This is a genomic window from Streptomyces rubellomurinus (assembly GCF_000961885.1).
GTDB lineage: Bacteria > Actinomycetota > Actinomycetes > Streptomycetales > Streptomycetaceae > Kitasatospora > Kitasatospora rubellomurina.
Genome location: NZ_JZKH01000005.1, coordinates 138,959 through 165,168, shown reverse-complemented (window position 1 = coordinate 165,168; position 26,210 = coordinate 138,959). Strand labels below are relative to the sequence as shown.

Genomic DNA, 26,210 nt, shown 5'->3' with positions numbered 1-26,210 from the left:
ACCTCGCTGCGCTCAGCGCTCAGCCCTCGACAGTCGCGAACCTCGCTGCGCTCAGCGCTCAGCCCTCGACAGTCGCGAACCTCGCTGCGCTCAGCGCTCGACCTCGCCGCGGATGAACTTCTCGACGTTCTCCTTGGCCTCGTCGTCGAAGTACTGCACCGGCGGGGACTTCATGAAGTACGAGGACGCCGACAGGATCGGGCCACCGATGCCGCGGTCCTTGGCGATCTTCGCGGCGCGCACGGCGTCGATGATGACACCGGCCGAGTTCGGGGAGTCCCAGACCTCGAGCTTGTACTCCAGGTTCAGCGGGACGTCGCCGAAGGCCTTGCCCTCCAGGCGGACGTAGGCCCACTTGCGGTCGTCCAGCCAGGCCACGTAGTCCGAGGGGCCGATGTGGACGTTCTTGGCGCCCAGCTCGCGGTCGCGGATCTGCGAGGTGACGGCCTGGGTCTTGGAGATCTTCTTGGACTCCAGGCGCTCGCGCTCGAGCATGTTCTTGAAGTCCATGTTGCCGCCGACGTTCAGCTGCATGGTGCGCTCGAGGATGACACCGCGGTCCTCGAACAGCTTGGCCATCACGCGGTGCGTGATGGTGGCGCCGACCTGGGACTTGATGTCGTCACCGACGATCGGCACGCCGGCCTCGGTGAACTTGTCCGCCCACTCCTTGGTGCCCGCGATGAACACCGGCAGGGCGTTCACGAAGGCGACCTTGGCGTCGATGGCGCACTGGGCGTAGAACTTGGCCGCGGCCTCGGAGCCGACGGGCAGGTAGCAGACCAGGACGTCGACCTGCTGGTCCTTGAGGACCTGGACGACGTCGACCGGGGCCTCGTCGGACTCCTCGATGGTCTCCAGGTAGTACTTGCCCAGGCCGTCGAGGGTGTGGCCGCGCTGGACGGTGACGCCGGTCGGCGGCACGTCGCAGATCTTGATGGTGTTGTTCTCGCTGTTGCCGATGGCGTCGGCCAGGTCGAAGCCGACCTTCTTGGCGTCGACGTCGAAGGCGGCGACGAACTCCACGTCACGGACGTGGTAGTCACCGAACTGGACGTGCATCAGCCCGGGGACCTTGCCGGCCGGGTCGGCGTCCTTGTAGTACTCGACACCCTGCACCAGCGACGCGGCGCAGTTGCCCACGCCCACGATGGCTACGCGAACCGAACCCATTCCGGTTGCTCCCTCTGATCTCATGAGGACCGCCGGATGTGACGGCACTCGTCCTGCTTCTTCGAATGACTGCTTGTACGGGCGCGCGGGGCGCCCTCTCCTGCCGCGCGGCACGGGGCTGGCGCGGCGTCAGCGCTCCTCGGCGGAGCGCCCCGGGCGGTCGTACGGTGACCCGGGCGGGCCCGGGGGCCCGTCCTCCTGGCCACGGCCGTCCGAAGTCTTGGGGGTCCCGCCGTTGGCGGGGCCGGGCCGACCGGTGCGGTTGGCCCGCTCGGTCTCGATCAGCTCGTTGAGCCAGCGGACCTCGCGCTCCACCGATTCCAGTCCGTGCCGCTGCAGCTCGACGGTGTAGTCGTCGAACCGCTCGCGGGCCCGGGCCAGCGAGTTGCGCATCCGCTCCAGGCGCTCCTCCAGCCGGCTGCGGCGGCCCTCCAGGACGCGCATCCGGACGGCCCGGTCGGTCTGGCCGAAGAACGCGAAGTGGACGCCGAAGTGCTCGTCCTCCCAGGCGTCCGGGCCGGAGTCGGCGAGCAGTTCCTCGAAGCGCTGCTTCCCCTCGGCGGAGAGCCGGTAGACGATCTTGGACCGCTTGCCGTTGAGCGCGGTGGCCGGGACGTACTCGACGTCCGGGTTGTCCTCGACCAGGAAGCCCTGGGCGACCAGGCTCTTCAGGCAGGGGTAGAGCGTTCCGTAGGAGAGCGCGCGGAACGTTCCGAGCAGGATGTTGAGCCGCTTGCGCAGTTCGTAGCCGTGCATCGGGGCGTCGTGGAGCAGGCCGAGAACGGCGAATTCCAACACTCCTGAGCGTCTGCCCACTGGTGTCGTCCTCCTCCCTCTCGACCCTGGTCCGGCCGGCCATCGGAAACAGTATGCCGTTTCGATGTATCGGCTCGATATATCGAGAACAGTAAGCCTGGCCCCCGGAACCGGCAAGGGGGGCACGCGTGAATGTGATCACAAGCCGACGCGCGGGTGGGCTTGGCAACGGGCGTGTAATGATCTGACGCCGTTTTGCGGGTATTGGCGGCTGATGCCCGATTAGTTGTATTTCCAGGCTGCGTACGCTGTCGCGTGTGCACGAGGACCACCTCCGGGATCGGGTCGGTTTGCGGGCATTCGGACGTGAACCTGCCTTCAGGCTGGAATCGCCTGGCGAGGAGTGGCTGGAAAGATGAGCGAACGGCGGCGCAGGACGCCCAACCCGGGCGGCGAGGGTCAGCAGCCCCCGGGGAACAGCGGAGGCCGCCGGGGCGGACCGGGCCGCGACGAGCTGCGCTCGGACGGCATCCGCCCGCGCCCGCCGGGGATGCGGGAGACCGCGCAGCAACCCCGGATGACCAGGGCCGAGATGCGCAAGGCCGCGCAGAAGGGCGGCAAGGGCGGCGGCGGCCGTCGCGGCGCCGCCGCGGCCGAGGCAGCCGCCGGTCCGGGCAAGAAGCGCTTCATCGACTACCCGCGGTTCGGCAAGACCGGCGTCCGGCGCTGGCTGCCGTCCTGGAAGCAGTGGCTCAGCGGGTTCGTGCTGGTCTTCGGGTGCTTCGTGGGCCTGGTCTTCTACCTGTACCAGACCACCCAGATCCCCGACATGAACGCGCTGGTCCAGCAGCAGAACACCATCTACTACTGGGCCGACGGCTCCGAGATGACCCGCAAGGGCGAGCAGAACCGGCAGATCGTCGAGCTCAAGGACATCAGCCCCAACCTGCAGAACGCCGTGATCGCCGCGGAGAACCAGAGCTTCAAGACCGACAGCGGCATCGACCCCAAGGGCATGCTCCGCGCCGTCTACAACATGGCGAAGGGCGGCGAGACCCAGGGCGCCTCGACGATCACCCAGCAGTACGTGAAGAACGCCTACCTGAGCCAGGAACAGACCCTGAGCCGCAAGGTGCGGGAGTTCTTCATCACGCTGAAGATCAACCAGAAGCTCGACAAGGACGAGATCCTCAAGGGCTACCTGAACACCAGCTGGTTCGGCCGCGGCGCGAACGGCGCCCAGGCCGCCGCCCAGGCGTACTACGGGATCGACGCCAAGGACGTCAGCGTGTGCCAGAGCGCGATGCTGGCCGGCCTGCTGAAGGGCGCCGGGCTGTTCGACCCGACCAACCCGAACAACAAGCAGCGGGCGACGGAGCGGTGGAGCTGGATCCTCGACCAGATGGTCAAGACCAAGGCCATCACCCCGGAGGAGCGGGCCAAGTGCACCGCCTTCCCGGACCCGATCCCGCCGAAGCCGAGCTCCAAGATGAACGGTGAGATCAGCTATCTGGTCGACACCGCCAACCGGTACGTGATGGCCACCGACAAGTCGATCACCCAGCAGGTGATCGACAAGGGCGGCCTGAAGATCTACACCACCTTCGAGAAGGACAAGGTCGACGAGCTGAAGAAGGCCGTCGACGACGTCAAGGCCGAGAACCTCGACCCGAAGAAGCGCCCCGACAACGACACCTTCGTCCAGTTCGGCTCCGCCAGCATCCGCCCCGGCGACGGCGCGATCGTCGCCATCTACGGCGGCGACGGCGTGGAGAACGGCCACTTCGACAACAACGCCGAGGCCACCGGCGTGCAGGTCGGCTCGACCTTCAAGCCCTTCGTGCTGGCCGCCGCGATGCAGACCGGCGTGCAGACCGCGAAGGACGACAGCGGCAAGCCGAAGCGGATCAACGCCGACAGCCGCTACCTCTCCGACGACATGGCGGTGATCCGCAAGGCGGACGGCTCGCCGGTGATCGGCGACGACGGCAAGCCGTACCGGCAGAAGAACGAGGACACCGGCAAGCGCGGCTACGTCTCGCTGCGGCAGGCCATGCAGTGGTCGTACAACGTGCCCTTCGTCCAGCTCGGGCAGGACGTCGGCGGCCAGAACGTGGCCGACATCGCGGTGCAGATGGGCGTCAAGAAGGAGAGCCTGGCCGACCCGAACACCGCGACCTTCCCGATCGGCACCTCCACCATCAGCCCGATCCGGATGGCCACCGCCTACGGCACCCTCGCGGCCAGCGGCAAGGAGGCCGAGCCCTACTCGGTCACCAAGGTCGAGGTGGACGGCCGGGAGAAGCCGGGCTTCGGCAAGAAGGACACCAAGGTGGCGCTGGAGCAGGCCGTCGCCGACAACGTCACCGACGTGCTGGTCAACGTGGCCGCGAAGGGTACCGGTACCAAGACCAACGGGCTGGGCCGCCCGGTGGCCGGCAAGACCGGTACCACCGACAAGAACAAGTCGGCCTGGTGGGTGGGCTACACCCCGCAGCTGGTGACCAGCGTCGCGATGTGGCGCGAGGACCCGAGCAAGCACCAGCGGGAGTCGCTCAACGGCACCGGCGGCAAGGAGTCCATCCACGGTGGTGACATCCCGACCGACGTCTTCACCCGGTACATGAAGGCCGCGCTCGCCAACGAGAAGAAGGTGGACTTCCCGACCCCGACGCCGGTCGGCAGCGAGGTGGACTCCTCGGGCGCGCCGTCCACGGCCACCGCGGCGCCGACCGCGACGGCCACCGACACGCCGTCCGCCCCGGCCCAGCCGCAGCCCAACCAGCCGCAGCAGCCGCAGCCGCCGCAGCCCACCCAGGGCGGGGGCTGCGTCCCCGGCGTGGACTGCCAGGGCCCGCAGCCGAGCAAGACGCACACCGCGAGCCCGCCGCCGACCGGTGGCGGCTGCATCCCGCTGGTCAACTGCCCGCCGGCACCGACCGACACCACCACACCGGGCGGTGGCGGGGGCGGTGGCGGCGGCAAGGGCACCGGCAAGCCGACACCCACCACGACTCCCTAGCGGTTCACCGGAACGTGTGACGGCGGTGGCGGTCCTCCTCGGAGGGCCGCCACCGCCGTTTCGGTACGCCGGCCGGGCCGGTCCGCCGCGATCCGGGCCTCGGACGGTTGCGGGGTCCTCCTCGTCCGCGCGCGGCCGGTGCGGCAGGATGTGCGGCATGACGTCGAGCGATCGTGACGAAACCGCCGGCCCGTACGGGCCCGGCGCCGCCGAAGGGCCCACCCCGGCAGCCGTCGCCACGGCCGCGCCGCCGGTCGAGACCGTGGTCGTCCCCGCCGACGAGGACCCGGTGGCGGCGGCCGGCAGCGAGGTGATCGGCGGCCCGCCCGGACGGCGGGCGCTGCTCGGCGTCTCCTGGTGGATCCCGGCCCGCTTCCTGGCGCTGGTGGTCATCGTGGTCTCGGTGCTCGGCATGGCGCAGAAGCTGCCCTGCTACGAGCAGGCCTGGTTCCAGCCGGGCTCGCCGCAGTACATCCACGCCTGCTACAGCGACGTCCCGCACCTGTTCTCCGGGCGCGGCTTCGCGGCCGGGCTGCACCCGTACGTGGTCCGCATCCCGGGCAGCTCGGGGGACCTGCAGTACCTTGAGTACCCGGTGCTGACCGGCCTGTTCATGCAGGTCGCGGCCTGGCTGACGCCCGGCGGCGGGGACCAGCAGAGCCAGGAGCAGTGGTTCTGGGCGATCAACGCCGGAATGCTGATGGCCTGCGCGGTGATCGCCGTGGTCGCGCTCTCCCGCACCCACCGCCGCCGGCCGTGGGACGCCCTGATGTTCGCCATGGCGCCCGTCCTGCTGCTCAACGGCACCGTCAACTGGGACCTGCTCGCCGTCGCGCTGGCCGCCGTGGGGATGGCCTGGTGGTCCGGCTCCCGGCCGGGCTGGGCCGGCGTCTTCATCGGCCTGGCCACCGCGGCCAAGCTCTACCCGCTGCTGCTGATCGGCCCGCTGCTGGTGCTCTGCTGGCGGGCCGGGAAGTGGCGCGAGTTCGGCACGATGCTGGGCGGCGCGGTGGGCGCCTGGCTGGTGGTCAACCTGCCGATCATGCTGGTCAACTGGCAGGGCTGGTCGACCTTCTACGTGTTCAGCAAGCACCGCGGCGAGGACTACGGCTCGATCTGGCTGCTGCTGATGCGCTGGCGCGGCGCCGCGCTGGACGGCCTCGACCTGTACATCGCGGTGCTGATGGTGCTGGGCTGCCTGGCCATAGCGTGGCTCGGCCTCGCGGCGCCCCGCCGGCCGCGCTTCGCGCAGCTGGCCTTCCTGGTGGTCGCGCTGTTCATCCTGACCAACAAGGTGTACTCGCCGCAGTACTCGCTCTGGCTGCTGCCGCTCGCGGTGCTGGCCCGGCCGCGCTGGCGGGACTTCCTGATCTGGCAGGCCTGCGAGGTGCTGTACACCCTGGGCATCTGGTCCCACCTGGGCTTCGTGACCGGGCCCAAGCAGCACGGGATCGGCGAGCCCTGGTACAACTTCGCGCTCGTGCTGCACGTGCTGGGCACGCTCTACCTGGTCGCCCTGGTGGTGCGCGACGCCCTGCGGCCGGAGCGCGACCCGGTCCGCTGGGACGGCAGCGACGACCCCTCCGGCGGGGTGCTCGACCACGCCCCGGACGTGTCCGTCCTCGGCACCGCCCGGTACCTGCGCGAGCAGCAGGACTACGTCGGCGCCGGATACGCGCCGGCCGGCCCCGAGCAGTGGCTGAACGAGCCCGAACTGCCGGAGCCGGCCGAGAAGCCGTAGCCGGTCGAGACCTAGCGGTCCACCACGCGGTCGAAGTGCGTGGTGGTGTGCCGGACCTGGAGGCCGAGCTCCTCGCCGATCGCGGGGGGCGCGGTCTCCCCGTCCAGGAACAGCAGCGAGACCTGCATGTGCGGCGGCTCGGCGAACCACAGCTGCTTGCCGGCCCAGTGGAACGGCGACTTGGTCTTGTTGACCGTCGCCAGGCCGGCCCGGGCGATGCCCTTGGCGCGCGAGGCCATGCTCTGCACGTACTTGGGCGCCTCCAGGCCGATGCCGTGCGCGGTGCCGCCGGCGACCACCAGGATGTGGCCGTCGGACGGCGCCGGGTGCTGGCGGTAGCCGTAGCGGTCGCCCTTCTTCACCGGGGTGACGTCCAGGACGGTGGCCCGGACCTCCAGCGCCGCGTGGTCGCCCAGCCAGAGCCGGGTGCCGATCCGGGCCCGGAAGACGGTGTCCGGGTAGCGCTGGGCCAGCTGCTCCATGCCGGCCGCGCCGAGGTGGCTGACGAACACGGTGTGCACCGGCACGCCGGCCGCCCGGGCGGTGTCCACCCAGTGGGCGACCTCCTCGACCGGGCTGGAGCCGTCCGGCCGGTCCATCGGCAGGTGCAGCGCCAGGCCCTCGAAGGAGACGCCGTCCAGCTCGGCGGCGACGGACTTCAGGTCGGCCGCGCTCACCCCGTGCCGGCGCATGGTGGTCATGCACTCCACCACCACCCGGGCGCCGTGCAGCGCCCGCAGCGCGTCCAGGCCCGCCACCGTCCGGATCACCCGGGCGTGCGGCAGCGGCAGCACCTCCTCGCCGACCCGGTACGGGGTGAGCACCAGCAGCTCGCCGCCGTAGTACTCGGCGGCGTCGGCCGCCTCGTAGGCGGTGCCGACGGCCAGCACACCGGTGCCGAGCAGCGTCGCCTCCTCGGCCAGCCGGTGGTTGCCCAGGCCGTAGCCGTTCCCCTTGGCGACCGGCACCAGGCCGGGGAACTCGGCGAGGACGGAGCGCTGGTGGGCGCGCCAGCGGTCGGTTTCGAGGTAGAGCGACAGCGTCATCGGGTCGGCCTCCTGAGCGGCGGACGGGCAGCGCGGACCGGGGTCAGCGGCGGGACATGTAGAGGTCGAGGGCCTTGTGCAGCAGCTTGTTGAGCGGGAAGTCCCACTCGCCGAGGTACTCGGCCGCCTGGCCGCCGGTGCCGACCTTGAACTGGATCAGGCCGAACAGGTGGTCGTTCTCGTCCAGGGTGTCGCTGATGCCGCGCAGGTCGTACACGCCGCCGCCGAGGGCGTAGGCGTCGCGCATCATCCGCCACTGGATCGCGTTGGAGGGCTTGACCTCGCGCTTGTGGTTGGCCGAGGCGCCGTAGGAGTACCAGACGTGCTCGCCGACCACCAGCATCGTGGTCGAGGCCAGCGGCTCGCCCTCGTGGTAGGCGATGTACAGGCGCATCCGGTTCGGGTCCTCGGAGTTGAGGGCCTTCCACATCCGCTGGAAGTAGGCCAGCGGGCGCGGGGTGAACTTGTCGCGCTCGGCGGTGACCAGGTAGAGCTGGTGGAAGATCGGCAGCTCGTCGTAGCCGCCCTGGACGACCTCGACGCCGCTCTTCTCGGCCTTCTTGATGTTGCGGCGCCAGAGCTGGTTGAAGCCCTTCTGGATGTCGTCCAGCGAGCGGTTGGCCAGCGGCACCTGGTACACGTAGCGCGGCTGGACGTCGCCGAAGCCGGCGCCGCCGTCCTCGCCCTGCAGCCAGCCGCCCTTGCGCAGCCGGTCGGCCACCTCGAAGGCGCGCGCCTCGTACCAGTCGGCCTCGACGTCGCGCAGGCGCTTGGCCTGCTTGGCGGCGATGGCCTCCTTGATGGTCGGCGCGTTCCAGCGGCGGATCACCACCGGCGGGCCCATCTTGACCGAGAACGCGCCCTGCGACTTGAGGTGCGCCAGCATCGGGGAGAGCCAGCGGTCGAGGTCGCGGTCGAACCAGTCGATGACCGGGCCCTCGGGCAGGTAGGCGAGGTAGCGCTTGAGCTTGGGCAGCTGGCGGTAGAGCACCAGGCCGGCGCCGACGAGCTGATTCTGGTCGTCGAACCAGCCGATCGACTCCGAACGCCACTCGGCCTTCACGTCACCCCAGGCCGGCACCTGCATGTGGCTGGCCGAGGCGCGGCTCCTGATGAAGGCGAGGTGCTCCTCGCGGGTGATCGTCCTCAGGCGCAGGCTCATTGCTCGGTGCTCCTCGTCGGTCGGGCTGCGGTGGGCCCCGTGTTTCTCGGGCTGACCCTATCGTCCGGGGCCCGGACGCCCGCCGCTGCGGGCGCGACGGCGCCCCCGTCGCGTACCTGTCTGCTTGCAGATACGCCACGGGGGCGCCGAGGGTTCCTGGACGGGCGGGGCGGGGGCTCCCCAGCCGGGCTCCGGCCCGGCTCAGCCGATCAGACCGCCGCGGGCGATGCCGAGGTAGAAGCCGACCGCGGAGGCGCCGAGCGTGATCATCAGGACGAACCGCTCGGCCGTGGTGACCGAGACGAACATCCCCCAGAACCCCGTGATGATCCCGGCCAGGCCGGTCCACGAGGTGAGCACGTGCAGGTTGTAGAAGAACGAGGTGGTGAAGGCGATCACGCCCATGACGGCGGTGAGCGCCACCAGGGTGTTCTCTCGGGGGTGCGGGTGGCCGTCGGTGTTCAGCGTGAGCGCGGGCATGCGGTGGACGGACTGGGCCATGAGTCCCACCTCCTGGCGTGGAGACGAACGGGCAGGAATCCCGTTCCGTCCAGATTGCGGCGGTTGCGCCGCTCTCACAACCCCTATGCGTTTTGTTCGGCCGTCCGGGTGCAGGTAGGCTGTGCCGTCTGCACTGGTGTAGTTGTGCCCCCCTTGTGCCCTTCCGGGGGCCGGTCCCCTCCGGGGGAGCGGGGCCCGACTGTCCGACCCGGCCGCTACCGTGGGCCGGTGTCGTCACCGCACCGGTGCCGACGCTACGCACAACCCTCCTGCCACGGAGAGACCGTGGCCGCTGAGTCCAAAGGAGGTGGGTTACTCATGCGTCACTACGAGCTGATGGTCATCCTCGACCCCTCGGTCGAGGAGCGCGCTGTCTCCCCCCTGATCGAGTCCTTCCTCGCCGTCGTCCGCAACGGCGGTGGCAAGGTCGAGAAGGTCGACACCTGGGGTCGCCGCCGTCTGGCCTACGAGATCAACAAGCAGTCCGAGGGCATCTACTCGGTCATCGACCTGAAGGCCACGCCTGAGGTCGTCAAGGAGCTCGACCGCCAGCTGGGCCTGAGCGAGTCGGTTCTGCGGACCAAGGTCCTGCGCCCGGACACCCACTGAGCAACCTCTGAGGCCTTCGGGTCTCGGGTAGCTCGCGTCCGCTGTTCCACGTGGAACATGCGGTGAACGGACATCTTCCCGAGAGGTCATCACCACCATGGCAGGCGAGACCGTCATCACCCTCGTCGGCAATCTCGTCGACGACCCGGAGCTGCGCTTCACCCCGTCGGGTGCGGCGGTCGCGAAGTTCCGCATCGCGTCCACCCCCCGCACCTTCGACCGTCAGACGAACGAGTGGAAGGACGGCGAGAGCCTCTTCCTCACGTGCAACGTCTGGCGGCAGCCGGCGGAGAACGTGGCCGAGTCGCTGCAGCGCGGCATGCGCGTCATCGTGCAGGGCCGACTGCGCCAGCGGTCTTACGAGACCAAGGAAGGCGAGAAGCGGACGGTCTTCGAGGTCGAGGTCGACGAGGTGGGCCCGAGCCTGCGCTCGGCGACCGCCAAGGTCACCCGGGCCAACCGGTCCGGCGGCCCCGGCGGCGGCTTCGGCGGCCAGCAGGGTGGTGGCCAGGGCAACTGGGGCGGCGGTGGCGGCCAGCAGGGTGGCGGCAACTGGGGTGGAAACTCCGGTGGCGGCCAGTCCGGCCCCTCCGACGACCCGTGGGCGTCCAGCGCCCCGTCCGGTGGAAACCAGGGCGGCGGCTGGGGTGCCCCGTCCGGTGGCGGCTTCTCGGAAGAGCCCCCGTTCTAGAGCTGACAGATTTCGTGCGGCCCGGCCGCCGGCGCCCCCGGGCGCCCGCCGGGCCGTGAAACCAAATGGAGCACACCATGGCGAAGCCGCCTGCTCGCAAGCCGAAGAAGAAGGTTTGCGTCTTCTGCAAGGACAAGGTCAACTACGTTGACTACAAGGACACGAACCTGCTGCGGAAGTACATCTCCGACCGCGGCAAGATCCGTGCCCGCCGGGTCACCGGCAACTGCACCCAGCACCAGCGTGACGTCGCCACGGCCGTGAAGAACAGCCGTGAGATGGCGCTGCTGCCCTACACCAGCACCGCGCGCTAAGAGAGGGTGACCGAGTAATGAAGATCATCCTCACTCACGAGGTGCCGGGTCTCGGCTCCGCCGGCGAGGTCGTCGAGGTCAAGGACGGCTACGCCCGCAACTACCTGGTCCCGCGTGGCTACGCCATCCGCTGGACCAAGGGTGGCCAGAAGGACGTCGACGCGATCCGTCGCGCCCGCAAGATCCACGCCATCCAGACGCTCGAGGCCGCCACCGAGGTCAAGGGCAAGCTCGAGGGCGTCCAGGTCAAGCTGGCCGTCCGCTCGGGCGACGCCGGCCGTCTGTTCGGCTCGGTGACCCAGGCCGACGTCGTCGAGGCCATCAAGGCCGCCGGCGGCCCGGCCGTGGACAAGCGCGCCGTCGCGATCGCCTCGCCGATCAAGACCGTGGGCACCCACAAGGTCTCGGTCAAGCTGCACTCGGACGTCGTGGCCAACCTCGACGTCGCCGTCGTGGCTGCCTGAGTTCCCTAGCAGTGGCCTGAGGGCCGGGCTCCTCCGGGAGTCCGGCCCTCGGTCGTTCCCGCCGCGCCTCAGGTGCGCACCGGTACCGCCGCGCACCTCAGGTGCGCACCGCTCCGGTGACCAGCCAGCTGCCGCCGCGGGCCCGCCGGACCAGGAACGCGGCGCGCACCAGCATGAACAGGTTCATCGCCCACCAGAGCCCGGCCAGCCCGGTGCCGGACGGCGGCACCGCGAGGGCCGCCGGGACGAACACCGCCAGGGTCGCGAGCGCCGCCCGGGCCAGGTACGGGCCGTCCCCGGCGCCCATCAGCACGCCGTCCAGCACGAAGACCAGGCCGGCCACCGGCTGGGTCAGCGCGAGCAGCAGCAGAGCGGTGCTCAGCTGCTCCTGCACCGCCGGATCGGGCGTGAACAGCGGCACGTACAGCGGGCGGGCGAGCACCACCAGCAGGCCGAGCACCACCCCGGAGCCGACGCCCCACTCGACCATCCGGCGGGCGGCGGCCCTGGCACCCGGGACGTCCGAGGCGCCGAGGTAGCGGCCGATGATGGCCTGCCCGGCGATCGCGATGGCGTCCAGCGCGAAGGCCAGGAAGCTGAACAGCGTCATGGTGACCTGGTGCGCGGCGATCTGGTCGTCGCCGAGCCGGGCGGCCACCGCGGTGGCGATCATCAGCACCGCGCGCAGGCTGACCGTCCGCACCAGCAGCGGGCCGCCGGCCCTGGCGCCGGCCCGGATGCCCGTGGCGTCGGGCCGCAGCGTCGCCCCCTCGCGGCGGGCGCCGCGGACCACCACGACCAGGTAGACGGCGGCCATCCCGGTCTGCGCCAGCACCGTCCCCCAGGCCGAGCCGGCCACCCCGAGCCCGGCGCCGTACACCAGGCCGGCGTTCAGCCCGATGTTGGCGGTGAAGCCCGCAACGGCCACCAGCAGCGGAGTGCGGGTGTCCTGGAGGCCGCGCAGCACGCCGGTGGCGGCGAGCAGCAGCAGCATCGCCGGTATGCCCAGGGCGCTGATCCGCAGGTACGTTTCGGCGTACGGCGCGGCGGTCGGCGAGGCGCCCAGTGCCTCGGCCACCCGGGGGGCGAGCAGCGCGGTGAGCAGCGCCACCGGGACGGACAGGCCGAGCGCGAGCCAGAGGCCGTCGACGCCCTGCTGGACGGCGCCCCGGCGGTCCCCGGCGCCGATCCGGCGGGCCACCGCGGCGGTGGTGGCGTAGGCGAGGAAGACGAACATCCCGGCCGCGGTGGTGAGCGCGGCGGAGGCGACGCCGACCCCGGCGAGTTGGCGGGTGCCGAGGTGGCCGACGATCGCCGAGTCGGCCATCAGGAACAGCGGCTCGGCGACGAGGGCGCCGAAGGCGGGCACGGCGAGGGCGAGGATCTCCCGGTCGTGCCGGCGGCGGGAGGGCCCGGCGGGCGGTCCGGCGGTCGGTTCGGTGGGGACGGCGGTCATGGGCACCAGGGTACTCATCCACAGGTAACGACTGCTAGCCAGTTTCAGGTCTTACTCGAACTCCCGAGTGACGCAGCCGACGTGCTCGGTGCCCACAGCCGTCCGGGTGTGTGTGAAGAATTTCTCATGCACAGGCCCGGGAAGAAGGAATCCCAGGTCAGCCGGTTGACGGTGGATCGATGGTCGGTTTATCCACAGGGGCGTCCACAGGGGTGTCCACAGCTTTGCGGCACTTCTCCACAGCCCTGGGCCGCTCGTCCACACCCCCTGTGGATAACCGCCTTGGCGCTGGGGCTCCCGGCGCCTTAGCGTGGGCCCTCCGCCCGACACTCCCGCCCACCCCGGCGTCCGATTTGTCACTGCCGTGGCGTACAAAGAGGAGCGGCTCCGCTCCAGAACTCGCACTACTCGCTGATCGGGGAACACGCGTGACCGGCCCCCAGTACGACCCCCACGACGCCCCGCCGCCGGAGGAGGACTGGCAGCCCGCCGAGGACCCGTTCCCGGCCGGCGCCTTCGACGACGCACCCTTCCCGGACGGGCCGAGCGACCGGCTGCCGGTCTCCCGCAACCGCGGCGGTCAGGGCGGCGGCCGCGGCGACGGCCAGGGCGGCTTCCGCAAGGGCGGCGACTTCAAGAAGGGCGACCGCCGGGACCGCCGCGAGGACGAGGGCCAGGGCGGCGACGGCTTCGAGCGCGTGCCCCCGCAGGACCTGGCGGCCGAGCAGTCCGTCCTCGGCGGCATGCTGCTCTCCAAGGACGCCATCGCCGACGTCGTCGAGATCCTCAAGCCGGCCGACTACTACCGGCCCGCGCACGAGCTGGTCCACGGCGCGATCCTCGACCTCTACGCCCGCGGCGAGCCGGCCGACCCGATCACCGTCGCCGGCGAGCTGACCAAGCGCGGCGAGCTCCAGCGGGTCGGCGGGGCCGCCTACCTGCACACCCTGGTCAACTCCGTCCCGACCGCCGCCAACGCCGAGTACTACGCCCAGATCGTCCACGAGCGCGCCGTGCTGCGCCGCCTGGTCGAGGCCGGCACCCGGATCGCCGGCATGGGCTACGCGGCCGAGGGCGACGTCGACGAGATCGTCAACGCCGCCCAGGCGGAGATCTACGCCGTCACCGAGCAGCGCACCAACGAGGACTACGCGCCGCTCGCCGACATCATGGAGGGCGCCCTCGACGAGATCGAGGCGATCGGCTCCCGCAACGGCCAGATGTCCGGCGTGCCGACCGGCTTCGCCGACTTCGACCAGCTCACCAACGGCCTGCACCCCGGCCAGATGATCGTCATCGCGGCCCGACCCGCCATGGGCAAGTCCACCCTCGCGCTGGACTTCGCCCGGGCCTGCTCGATCCACCACAAGCTGCCGAGCGTGATCTTCTCGCTCGAAATGGGCCGCAACGAGATCGCCATGCGCCTGCTCTCCGCCGAGGCCCGGGTCGCGCTGCACCACATGCGCTCCGGCAACATGACGGACGACGACTGGACCAGGGTCGCCCGCCGGATGCCCGACGTCAGCGAGGCGCCGCTGTTCATCGACGACTCGCCGAACCTGTCGATGATGGAGATCCGCGCCAAGTGCCGCCGGCTCAAGCAGCGCAACGACATCAAGCTGATCGTCATCGACTACCTCCAGCTGATGCAGTCCGGCGGCTCCCGCCGGGCCGAGAACCGCCAGCAGGAGGTCTCGGACATGTCCCGTAACCTCAAGCTGCTGGCCAAGGAGCTGGAAGTCCCGGTCATCGCGCTCTCACAGCTGAACCGTGGCCCCGAGCAGCGCACCGACAAGCGGCCGATGGTCTCCGACCTGCGTGAATCCGGCTCGATCGAGCAGGACGCCGACATGGTCATCCTGCTGCACCGCGAGGACGCCTACGAGAAGGAGTCCCCGCGCGCGGGCGAGGCCGACCTGATCGTCGCCAAGCACCGAAACGGCCCCACCGCGACGATCACCGTCGCCTTCCAGGGCCACTACTCGCGCTTCGTCGACATGACCCGGGACTGACGGCCGCGGGCCCCGGCCCGGTCAGAGCGTCACCGTGGCGCGGAAGACGGTCGCCGCCGGGCCGGCGAGCCGGGTGGGGGCGCCGGTGGCGGGGAGGAACGCGGACTGGCCGCGGGCGAGGGTCAGGGCGGTGCCGTCCGCGGCGGTGAGGTGGGCGGTGCCCTCGGTGCAGAGCAGGATCTGCGGGGTGCGGCCGTCGATCTCGTACGCGGTGTCGGCCAGGGTGAAGCGGGAGAGCCGGAACTCGTCGATCGGGACGGGGTACAGCTCCTCGCCGGGGACGGCCCCGACCGGGCGCGGGTGCACCAGCTCGGGGGCGCAGGGCTCGAAGACGACGACCTTCAGCAGCTCGGGCACGTCGATGTGCTTGGGCGTGAGGCCCGCCCGCAGCACGTTGTCCGAGTTGGCCTGCAGCTCGACGCAGGCGCCGGACAGGTAGGCGTGCGGCACGCCGGCGCCCAGGTAGAGCGCCTCGCCGCTGTGCAGCCGGAAGTGGTTCAGCAGCATGCCGGCGATCACGCCGCGGTCCTCGGGGAAGTCCTTCGCGATCCGGGTGTACGGCGCGTACTCGCCCTCCGGGTCGGTGCGGCCCAGCGCCTCGACCGTCTCCCGGACGGTCCGCGCGGCGCTCTCCCCGTCCATGGTGAGCACGGCGGCCAGCGCGCCGCGCAGCGCCTCGGACTGGTCCTCGGCGGCCAGCAGCGCGATCACCGGGGCCAGCCCGGGCACCGCGAGGCCGGCCAGCAGACGGGCCGCGTCGGCGGGCCGGCGGAAGCCGCACAGGCCCTCGAACTCGCCCAGCGCGCACACCATTTCGGGCTTGTGGTTGTCGTCCCGGTAGCTGCGCTCGGGGGCGTCCAGCGGGATGCCGAGGGCGTTCTCGGCGGCGAACCCGGCCCGGGCCTGGGAGATCGTCGGGTGGGCCTGGATGGACAGCGGGATCCCCGCCGCGAGGACCTTGAACAGGAACGGCAGGGCCGGGCCGAACTTGGCCACGCTCGCCGCGCCCAGCTCGCCCCGCGGGTCGGCGGCGATCAGCTCGTCCAGCCGGCGCGGGCCGGCGCCGCGGTCGACCCGGGACGGGTCGCCGGGGTGGGCGCCCATCCACAGCTCGGCCTGCGGTTCGCCGGTGGGCTCCACTCCGAGCAGCTCGGGCAGGGCCGTGAGCGACCCCCAGGCGTACGGGCGGACGGTGTTGACGAGCCTGTCCATGCGCGCGGTCCTACTCCTTCGCTGACTGCCTCCGCCGGGCTGGGCGGGCGGGTGCCGGATCGCCGGGGCGGGCCCCGGCGGCGCGGGCGGTACGGGCGGTACGGGCAAGCGCCAGGGCAAGGGCATCGACCCTAGCCGACCGGTGTCCCGGACGGGGAAACGGCGGGTGTCCGGTGGGAGTGCCGAGGACGGACCGGCGGTTCCCGGGGGCGCGGTAGTAGGATGCCAGGACGCGGAAGTCTCCGCCCCGCGCGACAGTTCCCCACCGCGGCGATCGCCGGGGGGTCGGCGGCGGAACCGCGTTCCAGACTGCGGGAGCCGGTGTCCTGGCACTCCCCGCCATCGGCCGAGAGGTTTGTACGTGACCGTGAACCAGCGGAGTTTTGCTGATCTCGGCAGGGTTCTGGTGATCATCCCGACCTACAACGAGGCGGAGAACGTCCAGCGGATCGTCGGCCGGGTCCGCGCCGCCGTGCCCGAAGCCCACGTGCTGGTCGCCGACGACAACAGCCCGGACGGCACCGGCGAGCTGGCCGACAAGCTGGCCGCCGACGACGGCCACGTGCACGTCCTGCACCGCAAGGGCAAGGAGGGCCTGGGCGCCGCCTACCTCGCGGGCTTCCGCTGGGGCATCGACGAGGGCTACGACGTCCTGGTCGAGATGGACGCGGACGGCTCGCACCAGCCCGAGGAACTGGACCGGCTACTCGCCGCACTGCGCGGCGCCGACCTGGTGCTGGGCTCGCGCTGGGTGCCCGGCGGCCGGGTGGTGAACTGGCCGAAGTCCCGGCTGCTGCTCTCGCGCGGCGGCTCGACCTACTCGCGGCTGATGCTGGGCGTGCCGATCCGGGACGTCACCGGCGGCTACCGGGCCTTCCGCAAGGAGACCCTGCTGGGCCTGGGCATGGACGAGGTCGCCTCGGCCGGGTACTGCTTCCAGGTCGACCTGGCCTGGCGCACGGTGAAGGCCGGCTTCAAGGTGGCCGAGGTGCCGATCACCTTCGTCGAGCGCGAGCTGGGCGCCTCCAAGATGAGCCGCAACATCGTGGTCGAGGCGCTGTGGCGGGTGACGTCCTGGGGCGTCGCCGACCGGGTGGCCAAGCTGCGCGGGGGCGCGAAGCAGCGCTGATCCGATCGTGCGCGATCGTGCGAAGGGCCCGTCCACCGGTTTCCGGCGGACGGGCCCTTCCGCGTGCCGCGCCGTGCCGTGCCCGGGTCGAGGCCGCGGCGGTGTGAGCCGACCGTCACGACCCGTCTGGCGCGCCTCGCTCGCGATCGGTCGCCGGTGCTCCCATGCTGTAGGGCGCAGCACGTCCGACCGCGAACAGAGGGAGCAGCCCGTGACGTCGTCCCCGCCCGAGGAGAGCGCCGACGCGGACGGGGTGGACGCCGAGCCCGCCGCGGCCGGCGCCGCCCCGGAGGCCGAGCGGCCCGCCCGGCCGCTGGAGGTCGCCGTCTTCACCGGCCCCGAGTCGGCCTTCTTCGCCACCTCCACGCTGATCCTCGGCGAGCACGCGGCGATCCTGGTGGACGCCCAGCTCACCCGCAGCGCCGGACGGGAACTGGCCGAATGGGTCGCCGGCAAGGGGCGGCGGCTGCTCGCCATCGTCGTCACCCACCAGCACCCCGACCACTACTTCGGCGCCGAGGAGGTGCTGAAGCTCTTCCCCGAGGCCCGGCTGCTGGCCGCGCCGGCGGTGGTCGAGGGCATCCGGCGCACCGCCGCCGCCAAGGTCGCCCAGTGGAAGCCGGTCTACGGCGACGACATCCCGGACCACCCGCTGGTCCCCGCCCCGCTGCTGCCGCAGCCGCTGATGCTCGACCGGCAGGTCATCCCGGTGCTGCTGCTCGGGCAGGGCGACTGCGGGAACTCCACCGTCGTCCACGTACCGAGCGTCCGCACGGTGATCGCCGGGGACTTCGCCTACAACGGCACCCACGTGTGGACGGCCGACACCACCCCCGCGCAGCGCACCACCTGGGGGCACAACCTCGACCGGATCGCCGACCTCGACGTGGACCGGGTGATCGCCGGGCACCGCGCCCCCGAGCAGGGCGACGACGCCGCCCGGGTGCTCGCCTTCACCGGCGAGTACCTGCGGGACTTCGACCGGCTGCTGGCCGAGCACCCGGACGACGCGGAGGCGTTGACCGCCGCGATGAACGAGCGGTACGGGGAGCTGACGCTGCCGACCGTCCTGGAGCTGGGCGCGGCGGCGGCGACCGCCGCCCGGGAGGACCAGGGGGACGAGGAGGGCCGGGAGGACACCGTGGACCCGGAGGACACCGTGGAGATCTCCCCGGAGGACCTCGCGTAGCCGGGCGGGATACTGGCCGCATGACGCCGTACGACGTGATCGTCCCGGCGGGCGGCGCCGCCCGCCGGCTCGGCGGGGCCGACAAGCCCGGCCTGACCGTGGGCGAGCGCAGCCTGCTCGACCGGGTGCTCGCCGCCTGCGCGGGCGCCCGCACCACCGTGGTGGTCGGCCCGGCCCGGCCGACCGGGCGGGCCGACGTCCGCTGGACCAGGGAGCAGCCGCCCGGCGGCGGGCCGGTCGCCGCCGTCGCGGCCGGGCTCGACCTGGTCACCGCCGACACCGTGCTGCTGCTCGCCGCCGACCTGCCCTTCCTGGACCGGCGGACGGTGGACCGGCTCGCCACCGCCCTCGACGAGGCCGGGGAGCACGCGGACGCCGCCGTCCTGGTCGACGCCGGCGGACGCGACCAGCCGCTCGCCGCCGCCTACCGCACCGCCCCGCTGCGCGCCGCCCTGGCCGCCCTCGGCGACCCGGCCGGGCTCCCGCTGCGCCGCCTCACCGGCGGGCTGGCCCGGGTGCTGGTGGCCGACACCGACAACGTCGCGTACGACTGCGACACCTGGGAGGACCTGGAGCAGGCCCGGGAACGGGACCGGCGGCAGGACTGAGACCCGGTCGGGGCCGAGGGGCGGTTCCGAGGGGCGGTTCACGGCCCCGGCGCGGGCGCCGTGAGCGAATCGACGCGCACCGCACACGGGGCGAACACGTCGGGGAAACCGCCGATCGGGCAGCATGGGCGCATGGAGCGCACGCTGGATGACTGGATCGCCGAGGTCAACGCCGACCTGGGCATCGACCTGGACGTGGACGTCCGGGGCCTGCTCGACGTGGCCCGGGTGGTCGCGCACGGGGTGGAGCGGCCCGCCGCGCCGCTGACCGCCTTCCTGATCGGCTACGCCGCCGCCCAGCAGGGCGGCGGGCCGGAGGCCGTCGCCGAGGCGGCCCGGCGGACGGTGGCGCTCGCCGAGCGGTGGACCGCCGCGGCCGGACCGGGCGAGCCGTGAGCACGGTCGGGCAGACCGCGATGGCCGCACCGCACGCGGGCCCCGGGGTGCTCGGCTGGCCGCAGGCCCGCGAGGCCGCGCGGCGGGCCGGGCTGCGCCCGCTGCCCGCGCTCGGTCTGCCGCTGGCCGAGGCGCTGGGCCACACCCTCGCCGAGCCGCTCACCGCGCTGACCGACCTGCCCGCCTTCGACACCTCCGCGATGGACGGCTGGGCGGTCGCGGGGCCCGGCCCCTGGCGGGTGGCCGGGCGGGTGCTGGCCGGCCGCACCGAGGTGGCGCCGCTGGACGACGGGGCCGCCGTGGAGATCGCCACCGGTGCCCAACTGCCGCCCGGCGCCACGGCGGTGCTGCGCCGCGAGCACGGCCGCGTCGACGGCACGCTGCTGCACGCGTGCGGGCCGACGCCGCTGACCACCGGTCAGGACGTCCGGCCGCGCGGTCAGGAGTGCCGCCGGGGCGAGGAGTTGCTGCCGGCCGGCGTGCCGGTCGGCCCGGCCGTGCTCGGCCTCGCCGCCGCCTGCGGCCACGACCGGCTGTCGGTCCACCGCCGTCCGGTGGTCCAGCTGCTCGTCCTCGGCGACGAGTTGCTCGCTTCCGGGGTGCCCCGGCCGGGCCTGGTCCGGGACGCGCTCGGGCCGCTGCTGCCGCCCTGGCTGCGGGCCGCCGGGGCCGAGGTGGCCGAAGTCCGAGGCGTGCGGGACGACTTCGGGCTGCTCCGGGACGCGCTGCGGCACTCCGGGGCCGACGTGGTGGTCACCACCGGGGGCACCGCGGCCGGGCCGGTCGACTTCCTGCACCGGGCCCTGGCCGAGGCCGGCGCCCGGCTGCTGGTGGACGGCGTGGCCGTCCGGCCGGGGCACCCGATGCTGCTGGCCGAACTCCCCGGGGGGCGGCACCTGGTGGGCCTGCCCGGCAACCCGCTGGCCGCCGTGGCCGGCATGGTCACGCTCGCCCTGCCGCTGCTGCGCGCCCGCAGCGGGCGCGGTGCCGAGAGCCCCGCCGCGGCGCCGGCCGCCGTCGCGCTGCCCGGGCACCCGGCGGACACCCGGCTGCTGCCCGTCCGCCGCGGCGCCGAGGGCGTCCGCCCGCTCGCCTTCGACGGCCCGGCGATGCTGCGCGGCCTGGCCCGGGCCGAGGCGCTGGCCGTGGTGCCGCCCGGCGGCGCCGCGGCGGGGGAGACCGTCGAGCTGGTGGAGGCTCCGTGAGTGCGCGAAGCGGGGCGGGAGCATGAGTCGCCTGCGACGAGCGGCCGCCGGGCCGGGGACGGATCCGTGGGCGGACGCCGGGATCGTGCTGCCCGCGCGGCGCGCCGAGCCCGCCGTCCGGCAGGTCGGCTCGCGGCTGCTGCTGGCGCTCGCCGTCCTGGTCGCCACCAGTGTGATCGTCTACCTCGACCGGGCCGGCTACCACGACAACGCGGGCGGCGAACTCAGCTTCCTGGACGCGGCGTACTACGCCACCGTCACGCTCTCCACCACCGGGTACGGCGACATCACGCCGTACAGCGACAGCGCCCGGCTCATCAACATCCTCGTCATCACCCCGCTGCGGGTGCTGTTCCTGATCATCCTGGTCGGCACCACGCTGGAGGTGCTGACCGAACGGACCCGCCTGCAATGGCGGTTGAACCGCTGGAGGTCCACCGTGCGCGAGCACACCGTCGTCATCGGGTACGGGACGAAGGGGCGCAGCGCCGTCGACACCCTGCTCGGGCAGGGGGTGAAGAAGGAGGAGATCGTCGTCGTCGACCCGCAGCGCAAGGCGGTCGAGCAGGCCTCGCAGCACGGCCTGGTCGGCGTGGTCGGCGACGCCACCCGCACCGACACCCTGGTCCGCGCGGCGCTGCCGGTGGCCGCCCGGGTGGTGGTCGCGCCCGAGCGGGACGACACGGCGGTGCTGATCACCCTGACGGCGCGCCAGTTGAACAAGACGGCCACCGTGGTGGCGGCCGTCCGGGAGGACGAGAACGCGCCGCTGCTGCGGCAGAGCGGTGCCGACGTGGTGGTCACCAGCTCCAGCTCGGCCGGGCGGCTGCTCGGCCTGTCGATGCTCAGCCCGCACGCCGGGGCGGTGATGGAGGACCTGCTGACGTACGGGCAGGGGCTGGACGTGGTGGAGCGCCCGGTCACCCGGGCCGAGGCCGGGCACGGCCCGCGCGACTGCGCGGACCTGGTGGTCGCGGTGGTGCGCGGGCGGCGGGTGCTCAACTACAACGAGCCGGAGGCGGCGGTGCTGCAGCTGACCGACCGGGTCATCGTCATCAGGGCGACCGGCGGCGGGGCCTGACGCGGGAACTGCCGTGCCGCGCAGTAGGTTCGGGGCATGCATGCGATGACGATTCCCGTACCCGGCGGTCCCGAGGCGCTCGTCTGGGCCGAGGTGCCCGACCCGGTGCCCGGCGAGGGCGAGGTCCTGGTCGAGGTGGCGGCCACCGCCGTCAACCGTGCCGACCTGCTCCAGCGGCAGGGCTTCTACAACCCGCCGCCCGGCGCCTCGCCGTACCCCGGGCTGGAGTGCGCGGGGCGGATCGTCGCGCTCGGGCCGGGGGTGTCCGGCTGGGCGGTCGGCGACGAGGTGTGCGCGCTGCTGGCCGGCGGCGGGTACGCGGAGCTGGTCCCGGTCCCGACCGGGCAGCTGCTGCCGATGCCGAAGGGTCTGGGCCCCGAGCAGGCCGCGGCGCTGCCGGAGGTGGCGTGCACGGTGTGGTCCAACGTCTTCCTGACCGCCCACCTGCGGCCCGGTGAGACGGTGCTGCTGCACGGTGGCGCCAGCGGGATCGGGACGATGGCGATCCAGCTGGCCAAGGCGGTCGGCGCGCGGGTCGTGGTCACGGCGGGCAGCCCGGAGAAGCTGGCCCGCTGCGTCGAGCTGGGTGCGGACGTCGCGATCGACTACCGCGAGCAGGACTTCGTCGAGGAGGTCCGCAAGGCCACCGGCGGGGCCGGGGCGGACGTCATCCTGGACATCATGGGCGCCAAGTACCTGCAGCGGAACGTCGAGGCGCTGGCGGTCAACGGACGGCTGGTGATCATCGGGCTGCAGGGCGGGGTGAAGGGCGAGCTCGACCTCAACCTGCTGCTGCGCAAGCGCGCCGCGGTGATCGCCACCAACCTGCGCGGGCGGCCGCTGGCGGAGAAGGCGGCGATCGTGGCGGCGGTGCGGGAGCACGTGTGGCCGCTGGTGGAGTCCGGGGTGGTGAAGCCGGTAGTGGACCGGGTGCTGCCGCTGGCCGAGGCCGGGGCCGGGCACCGGGTGCTGGAGGCGGGGGAGCAGGTCGGGAAGGTCGTGCTGCGACGGGCCTGAGGGCTGCGGGCCTGGGGGCTGCTGTCCTGCGGGCCTGAGCGCCCGAGCGCCTGAGGGCCCTCCGGGCGGGGGCCCGGGCCGAGGTCCGACATGCCCTTGTTGTCGGATTGTGTGAGGCTGGTCGCGAGCTGTCCCGCCGCCGACCCGCCCCCGGGCGCGGTCGGCCGTCGGAAGGACCTCCGACCGTGGCCGCACCTTCCCGCGCGTTCCGCGCGCACGCGCTCCTCGGGCCGCTGCCCGTTCCGCCGCACCACCGTCGCAACCGCCGTGGCCGCCGCTCCCGCCCGGACTCCCGTCCGAGCCGGGCGCGGCGGCTCCTCACGGCCACCGTGCTGGGGGTGACGCTGCCGCTGGCCGTCGTCTCGATCGCGGCGGCCGCGCCCTCGCCGGGGGCGGTGTCCGCTCCCGCCCCGGCGCCCTCGGGCGGGCCCCCGTCCGGGGCGGCCGCTCCGACCGCACCGGGGTCGGCACCCGCGCCCGGGCCCGCTCGGACCCCGGCCGCCGCGCCGCCGCAGCACCCCGTGCGTCCGCACCCGGAGGGCGTCGACCCCCGGGTGCTCCGGCACCGGCCCGGCTCGATGCCCGAGCGGGCCGAGGCCGCCGCCGAGCAGGCTCCCGAACAGGTGCCGGAGCTGGCGCCCGAGCAGGCCGCCGACCAGGGCGTCGAGCAGGCGCCGGACCAGGCGGCGGAGGACGACCCGGGCGACCCGGACGCGGCTTCGCCCACCGGCGACCCGGCCTCGGAGAGCGTTCCGGTGGCCTCCGGCCAGACCGTCGCGGCCATTGCCGCGCCCGTCGTGCTGCCGGCCCGCTGGCAGGACGCGTCCACGGTGCAGCTGCCGCTGGGCGTCGGGCTGGGCCTGATCGGCTGCGGCGTGGGCCTGGTCGGGCTGCGGCTGCGGCGCGGCTAGGGCCTGCGGGCGGCGGCGCGGTCCTCCGGCCCGGGGTGTTCGACGGCCGCCGCGGTGCGGCCGCGCGGGATCTGAGTACCCGTACGGATTCCGGTCCGCGCCCGGTGGGCGTACCGTCGTGCGGGGTGGCGCAGGCCGGCGGGACGCACGGGGGCTTCCGCCCGACCAACCCCAGTGAGAGAGAATGTTGTTCATGACGAATCCGATGAACGAGCGCCCGTCCCAGGAGCCCTTCCGGGCCGCCGGCGGGCAGTCGCAGGACGGCCAGAAGGTGCTGATCGTCGGACCGGACGGGCTGCCCGTGGGCCAGGGGTTCGCCGCCGCGGACGACGGGGACGACGAGGGCGACCTGCCCCGCGAGCTCCCGGTGACCGAGATGGTCGAGCAGCCGGCCAAGGTCATGCGCATCGGCAGCATGATCAAGCAGCTGCTGGAGGAGGTCCGGATGGCGCCCCTCGACGAGGCGAGCCGGGCCCGGCTGAAGGACATCCACGCCAGCTCGATCAAGGAGCTGGAGCTCGGGCTGGCCCCCGAGCTGGTCGCCGAGCTGGAGCGGCTGTCGCTGCCGTTCACCGAGGACTCCATCCCGACCGAGGCCGAGCTGCGGATCGCCCAGGCCCAGCTGGTCGGCTGGCTGGAGGGCCTGTTCCACGGCATCCAGACCGCCCTGTTCGCGCAGCAGATGGCGGCCCGGGCGCAGCTGGAGCAGATGCGCCGGGCGCTGCCGCCCGGTCTGCACGGGGGCGAGGCGGACGAGGACGAGTCGGGCCAGGGCCGCGGCATCCGTTCCGGCCCGTACCTGTAGGCGCCACCGCCGCGGCCGCCGACCCGCCACCGGGGGGTGGCGTACGGTCCCGGGCCGGGTGCGGCCCCCGGGGCCGTTCGACGTCGGCGCGAGCCGCTACTCTGACCCCTGTCGCAGGCCGAATCCGCCGCGACAGGGGTCTGCCGGGCCAGCGGGCCGGGCCCATCACGCACGGACGAGAGACCGAACGTCACGGTCGCGGCACCGCGCCGCGCCGAGGGGGAGCAGAGGACCATGAGCGAGCACGGCAACGCGGCGGTCGAGGGCTTCTCCCTGGGCAACGGCCGCTATGTGCTGCAGCGGCTGCTGGGCGAGGGCGGCATGGCCTCCGTGCACCTCGCCTACGACAGCGTGCTGGGCCGGCAGGTCGCGCTGAAGAGCATGCACAGCGACCTGGGCCGGGACGACTCGTTCAAGGAGCGGTTCCGCCGCGAGGCCCAGGCCGTGGCCCGGCTCGAGCACCCGAACATCGTCACGGTGTACGACAGCGGCGAGGACGTCGCCGCGGACGGCTCCAGCACGCCGTACATCGTCATGCAGCTGATCGACGGCAAGGGCCTGCGGGAGTCGATCAACGACGCGGTCGCCCAGCAGGGCGCGATGCCGACCGAGGAGGCCCTGCGGGTCACCGTCGGCGTGCTGAACGCGCTGGAGGCCTCGCACGACATGGGCCTGGTGCACCGCGACATCAAGCCCGGCAACGTCATGTTCGACCGCAAGGGCAACGTCAAGGTCATGGACTTCGGCATCGCCCGGGCGCTGGAGTCCGGCGTCACGTCGATGACGCAGACCGGCATGGTGGTCGGCACCCCGCAGTACCTCTCGCCCGAGCAGGCGCTCGGCAAGCCGGTGGACGCCCGCTCCGACCTGTACTCGGTCGGCGTGATGCTCTTCGAGATGCTCACCGGGCAGCTGGTCTTCGACGGCGACTCGGCCTTCTCGATCGCCTACAAGCACGTCCAGGAGGAGCCGTCCGCGCCCTCCGCGGTCAACCGGGCGGTCACCCCCGAGGTGGACGCCTACGTCGCCAAGGCGCTGCGCAAGGACCCGGCGCACCGGTTCCAGAGCGCGGCGGAGATGCGGGACGAGGCCGAGCGGCTGATCGAGGCCGCCAAGGGCGGCGGCAGCGGGCGCGGGCTGCAGGCCAGCACCCCGCTGGTGATCGGGGAGGGCCCGCGCTCGGCGCACGCCGCGCCGCACGCCCCGCAGACGCCGCAGCCGTTCCCGGGGCAGCAGTACCAGACCCCGCCGCCGGCGTACCAGACCCCGGCCCCGCAGGCGCCGCACACCCCGCAGCCGCAGTACCTGCAGCAGGGCGGGCAGCCGCGGCCGCAGTACCAGACCCCGCCGCCGGCGTACCAGACCCCGCGCCCGCAGTTCCCGCAGCCGGCGCACACCCCGCCGCCGCGGCCGATGCCGCCGTACCAGCAGCCGAAGCCCTCCGGCGGCGGCTGCTCGACGGCCGCGGTGGTGATCGCGATCATCGTCGGCGTGCTGGTGCTGGCCGGGATCATCATCGCGATCGTGGTCAACAAGGCGCAGGAGAAGACCGGCGGCAAGGTCGGGCACGCCGCTCCGCCGGCGGCCGTCCTGGTCCTGGACGCCCCGACTGACCGGAATGCCCTGATCTGACGGTCTCCGCCGGATTCGGGCGTGCTACGCACCCTCTCCGGAAGCGGTAGCGTTCGGGGATACGCAAGCGACAGGGCA

At 72.8% G+C, this 26,210-nt stretch carries 22 protein-coding genes and 2 pseudogenes; 17 read left to right on the top strand and 7 right to left on the bottom strand.

The genetic code is table 11. The annotated features are described in order from the left end of the window. Positions 1 to 90 precede the first annotated feature (90 nt). The gene (locus VM95_RS04685; RefSeq protein ID WP_045692711.1) at positions 91 to 1,173 is read right to left on the bottom strand and encodes an inositol-3-phosphate synthase; all 1,083 of its coding nucleotides are present in this window, start codon (positions 1,171 to 1,173) and stop codon (positions 91 to 93) included. 129 nt (positions 1,174 to 1,302) lie between these two features. Further along, the gene (locus VM95_RS04680) at positions 1,303 to 1,989 is read right to left on the bottom strand and encodes a PadR family transcriptional regulator (protein ID WP_045692710.1); all 687 of its coding nucleotides are present in this window, start codon (positions 1,987 to 1,989) and stop codon (positions 1,303 to 1,305) included. Positions 1,990 to 2,344: 355 nt separating this feature from the next. On the opposite strand from VM95_RS04680, the gene VM95_RS04675 reads away from it, so the two are divergent. Beyond that, entirely contained in the window at positions 2,345 to 4,951 is a 2,607-nt protein-coding gene (locus tag VM95_RS04675) for a transglycosylase domain-containing protein (RefSeq protein WP_045692709.1), read from the top strand. Between the two features lie 157 nt (positions 4,952 to 5,108). Continuing rightward, positions 5,109 to 6,692 (top strand): glycosyltransferase family 87 protein, encoded by a 1,584-nt coding sequence (locus VM95_RS04670; protein WP_045692708.1) that lies wholly within the window; start codon positions 5,109 to 5,111, stop codon positions 6,690 to 6,692. 11 nt (positions 6,693 to 6,703) lie between these two features. On the opposite strand, the gene VM95_RS04665 is transcribed toward VM95_RS04670, so the two are convergent. The 3 genes from VM95_RS04665 to VM95_RS04655 all read right to left on the bottom strand — a co-directional run bounded on the left by VM95_RS04665 (position 6,704) and on the right by VM95_RS04655 (position 9,401). Then, entirely contained in the window at positions 6,704 to 7,738 is a 1,035-nt protein-coding gene (locus VM95_RS04665) for an alanine racemase (protein ID WP_045692707.1), read from the bottom strand. 43 nt (positions 7,739 to 7,781) lie between these two features. Next, positions 7,782 to 8,900, bottom strand: coding sequence for a lipid II:glycine glycyltransferase FemX (locus tag VM95_RS04660; protein ID WP_045692706.1), 1,119 nt, complete (start codon positions 8,898 to 8,900; stop codon positions 7,782 to 7,784). A gap of 201 nt (positions 8,901 to 9,101) precedes the next feature. Next, a complete protein-coding gene (locus VM95_RS04655; protein WP_045692705.1) occupies positions 9,102 to 9,401 on the bottom strand; it encodes a membrane protein in 300 nt (99 codons plus the stop codon). A gap of 318 nt (positions 9,402 to 9,719) precedes the next feature. Between VM95_RS04655 and rpsF the strand changes: the two genes are divergently transcribed. From rpsF to rplI, 4 genes are all read left to right on the top strand, one after another. Beyond that, complete coding sequence (rpsF, locus tag VM95_RS04650; RefSeq protein ID WP_030278276.1) at positions 9,720 to 10,010, top strand: 30S ribosomal protein S6; 291 nt, start codon at positions 9,720 to 9,722, stop codon at positions 10,008 to 10,010. Between the two features lie 97 nt (positions 10,011 to 10,107). Beyond that, positions 10,108 to 10,701 carry a single-stranded DNA-binding protein gene (locus tag VM95_RS04645; protein ID WP_045692704.1) on the top strand — a complete coding sequence of 198 codons (594 nt, stop codon included), beginning with the start codon at positions 10,108 to 10,110 and terminating at the stop codon, positions 10,699 to 10,701. Positions 10,702 to 10,778: 77 nt separating this feature from the next. Next, the gene (gene rpsR / locus VM95_RS04640) at positions 10,779 to 11,015 is read left to right on the top strand and encodes a 30S ribosomal protein S18 (protein ID WP_030059640.1); all 237 of its coding nucleotides are present in this window, start codon (positions 10,779 to 10,781) and stop codon (positions 11,013 to 11,015) included. A 17-nt stretch (positions 11,016 to 11,032) separates the two neighbouring features. Further along, on the top strand, positions 11,033 to 11,479 hold the full coding sequence (gene rplI / locus VM95_RS04635) for a 50S ribosomal protein L9 (protein WP_045692703.1): 447 nt from the start codon (positions 11,033 to 11,035) through the stop codon (positions 11,477 to 11,479). 97 nt (positions 11,480 to 11,576) lie between these two features. Here rplI and VM95_RS04630 read toward each other — a convergent pair whose 3' ends face one another. After that, positions 11,577 to 12,935 (bottom strand): MATE family efflux transporter, encoded by a 1,359-nt coding sequence (locus tag VM95_RS04630; RefSeq protein ID WP_045692702.1) that lies wholly within the window; start codon positions 12,933 to 12,935, stop codon positions 11,577 to 11,579. Positions 12,936 to 13,363: 428 nt separating this feature from the next. Between VM95_RS04630 and dnaB the strand changes: the two genes are divergently transcribed. Next, positions 13,364 to 14,947: a replicative DNA helicase gene (dnaB, locus tag VM95_RS04625; protein ID WP_078859601.1), complete on the top strand. Its 1,584-nt coding sequence runs from the start codon at positions 13,364 to 13,366 to the stop codon at positions 14,945 to 14,947. 21 nt (positions 14,948 to 14,968) lie between these two features. Here the strand turns inward: dnaB and manA are convergent, their stop codons facing one another. Continuing rightward, entirely contained in the window at positions 14,969 to 16,159 is a 1,191-nt protein-coding gene (manA, locus tag VM95_RS04620) for a mannose-6-phosphate isomerase, class I (RefSeq protein WP_045692701.1), read from the bottom strand. Positions 16,160 to 16,520: 361 nt separating this feature from the next. Here manA and VM95_RS04615 point away from each other — a divergent pair, with 361 nt between their 5' ends. From VM95_RS04615 to VM95_RS04575, 10 genes and pseudogenes are all read left to right on the top strand, one after another. Further along, positions 16,521 to 17,288: a polyprenol monophosphomannose synthase gene (locus VM95_RS04615; RefSeq protein ID WP_045692700.1), complete on the top strand. Its 768-nt coding sequence runs from the start codon at positions 16,521 to 16,523 to the stop codon at positions 17,286 to 17,288. 211 nt (positions 17,289 to 17,499) lie between these two features. Continuing rightward, a complete protein-coding gene (locus tag VM95_RS04610; protein WP_052707139.1) occupies positions 17,500 to 18,477 on the top strand; it encodes an MBL fold metallo-hydrolase in 978 nt (325 codons plus the stop codon). A gap of 20 nt (positions 18,478 to 18,497) precedes the next feature. Further along, a pseudogene (mobA, locus tag VM95_RS39595) lies at positions 18,498 to 19,073 on the top strand (molybdenum cofactor guanylyltransferase); the annotation flags it as partial. 156 nt (positions 19,074 to 19,229) lie between these two features. Further along, a pseudogene (locus VM95_RS39590) lies at positions 19,230 to 19,481 on the top strand (DUF6457 domain-containing protein); the annotation flags it as partial. A 20-nt stretch (positions 19,482 to 19,501) separates the two neighbouring features. Next, entirely contained in the window at positions 19,502 to 20,686 is a 1,185-nt protein-coding gene (locus VM95_RS04600; protein ID WP_045692745.1) for a molybdopterin molybdotransferase MoeA, read from the top strand. Positions 20,687 to 20,708: 22 nt separating this feature from the next. After that, entirely contained in the window at positions 20,709 to 21,767 is a 1,059-nt protein-coding gene (locus VM95_RS04595; protein ID WP_078859599.1) for a potassium channel family protein, read from the top strand. A gap of 36 nt (positions 21,768 to 21,803) precedes the next feature. After that, positions 21,804 to 22,784: an NAD(P)H-quinone oxidoreductase gene (locus VM95_RS04590; RefSeq protein ID WP_045692699.1), complete on the top strand. Its 981-nt coding sequence runs from the start codon at positions 21,804 to 21,806 to the stop codon at positions 22,782 to 22,784. Positions 22,785 to 22,969: 185 nt separating this feature from the next. Beyond that, on the top strand, positions 22,970 to 23,695 hold the full coding sequence (locus tag VM95_RS04585; protein ID WP_045692698.1) for a hypothetical protein: 726 nt from the start codon (positions 22,970 to 22,972) through the stop codon (positions 23,693 to 23,695). A 193-nt stretch (positions 23,696 to 23,888) separates the two neighbouring features. Beyond that, positions 23,889 to 24,500 (top strand): bacterial proteasome activator family protein, encoded by a 612-nt coding sequence (locus VM95_RS04580; RefSeq protein WP_208615401.1) that lies wholly within the window; start codon positions 23,889 to 23,891, stop codon positions 24,498 to 24,500. A gap of 234 nt (positions 24,501 to 24,734) precedes the next feature. Continuing rightward, positions 24,735 to 26,132 carry a protein kinase domain-containing protein gene (locus VM95_RS04575; RefSeq protein ID WP_063773451.1) on the top strand — a complete coding sequence of 466 codons (1,398 nt, stop codon included), beginning with the start codon at positions 24,735 to 24,737 and terminating at the stop codon, positions 26,130 to 26,132. Positions 26,133 to 26,210: the final 78 nt, after the last annotated feature.

Coding starts and splice junctions, on each gene's coding strand:
- VM95_RS04685 (WP_045692711.1), bottom strand. CDS start 1,173: ATGGGTTCGGTTCGCGTAGCCATCGTGGGCGTGGGCAACTGCGCCGCG.
- VM95_RS04675 (WP_045692709.1), top strand. CDS start 2,345: ATGAGCGAACGGCGGCGCAGGACGCCCAACCCGGGCGGCGAGGGTCAG.
- VM95_RS04670 (WP_045692708.1), top strand. CDS start 5,109: ATGACGTCGAGCGATCGTGACGAAACCGCCGGCCCGTACGGGCCCGGC.
- VM95_RS04665 (WP_045692707.1), bottom strand. CDS start 7,738: ATGACGCTGTCGCTCTACCTCGAAACCGACCGCTGGCGCGCCCACCAG.
- VM95_RS04660 (WP_045692706.1), bottom strand. CDS start 8,900: ATGAGCCTGCGCCTGAGGACGATCACCCGCGAGGAGCACCTCGCCTTC.
- VM95_RS04655 (WP_045692705.1), bottom strand. CDS start 9,401: ATGGCCCAGTCCGTCCACCGCATGCCCGCGCTCACGCTGAACACCGAC.
- rpsF (WP_030278276.1), top strand. CDS start 9,720: ATGCGTCACTACGAGCTGATGGTCATCCTCGACCCCTCGGTCGAGGAG.
- VM95_RS04645 (WP_045692704.1), top strand. CDS start 10,108: ATGGCAGGCGAGACCGTCATCACCCTCGTCGGCAATCTCGTCGACGAC.
- rpsR (WP_030059640.1), top strand. CDS start 10,779: ATGGCGAAGCCGCCTGCTCGCAAGCCGAAGAAGAAGGTTTGCGTCTTC.
- rplI (WP_045692703.1), top strand. CDS start 11,033: ATGAAGATCATCCTCACTCACGAGGTGCCGGGTCTCGGCTCCGCCGGC.
- VM95_RS04630 (WP_045692702.1), bottom strand. CDS start 12,935: ATGACCGCCGTCCCCACCGAACCGACCGCCGGACCGCCCGCCGGGCCC.
- manA (WP_045692701.1), bottom strand. CDS start 16,159: ATGGACAGGCTCGTCAACACCGTCCGCCCGTACGCCTGGGGGTCGCTC.
- VM95_RS04600 (WP_045692745.1), top strand. CDS start 19,502: ATGGCCGCACCGCACGCGGGCCCCGGGGTGCTCGGCTGGCCGCAGGCC.
- VM95_RS04595 (WP_078859599.1), top strand. CDS start 20,709: ATGAGTCGCCTGCGACGAGCGGCCGCCGGGCCGGGGACGGATCCGTGG.
- VM95_RS04590 (WP_045692699.1), top strand. CDS start 21,804: ATGCATGCGATGACGATTCCCGTACCCGGCGGTCCCGAGGCGCTCGTC.
- VM95_RS04580 (WP_208615401.1), top strand. CDS start 23,889: ATGACGAATCCGATGAACGAGCGCCCGTCCCAGGAGCCCTTCCGGGCC.
- VM95_RS04575 (WP_063773451.1), top strand. CDS start 24,735: ATGAGCGAGCACGGCAACGCGGCGGTCGAGGGCTTCTCCCTGGGCAAC.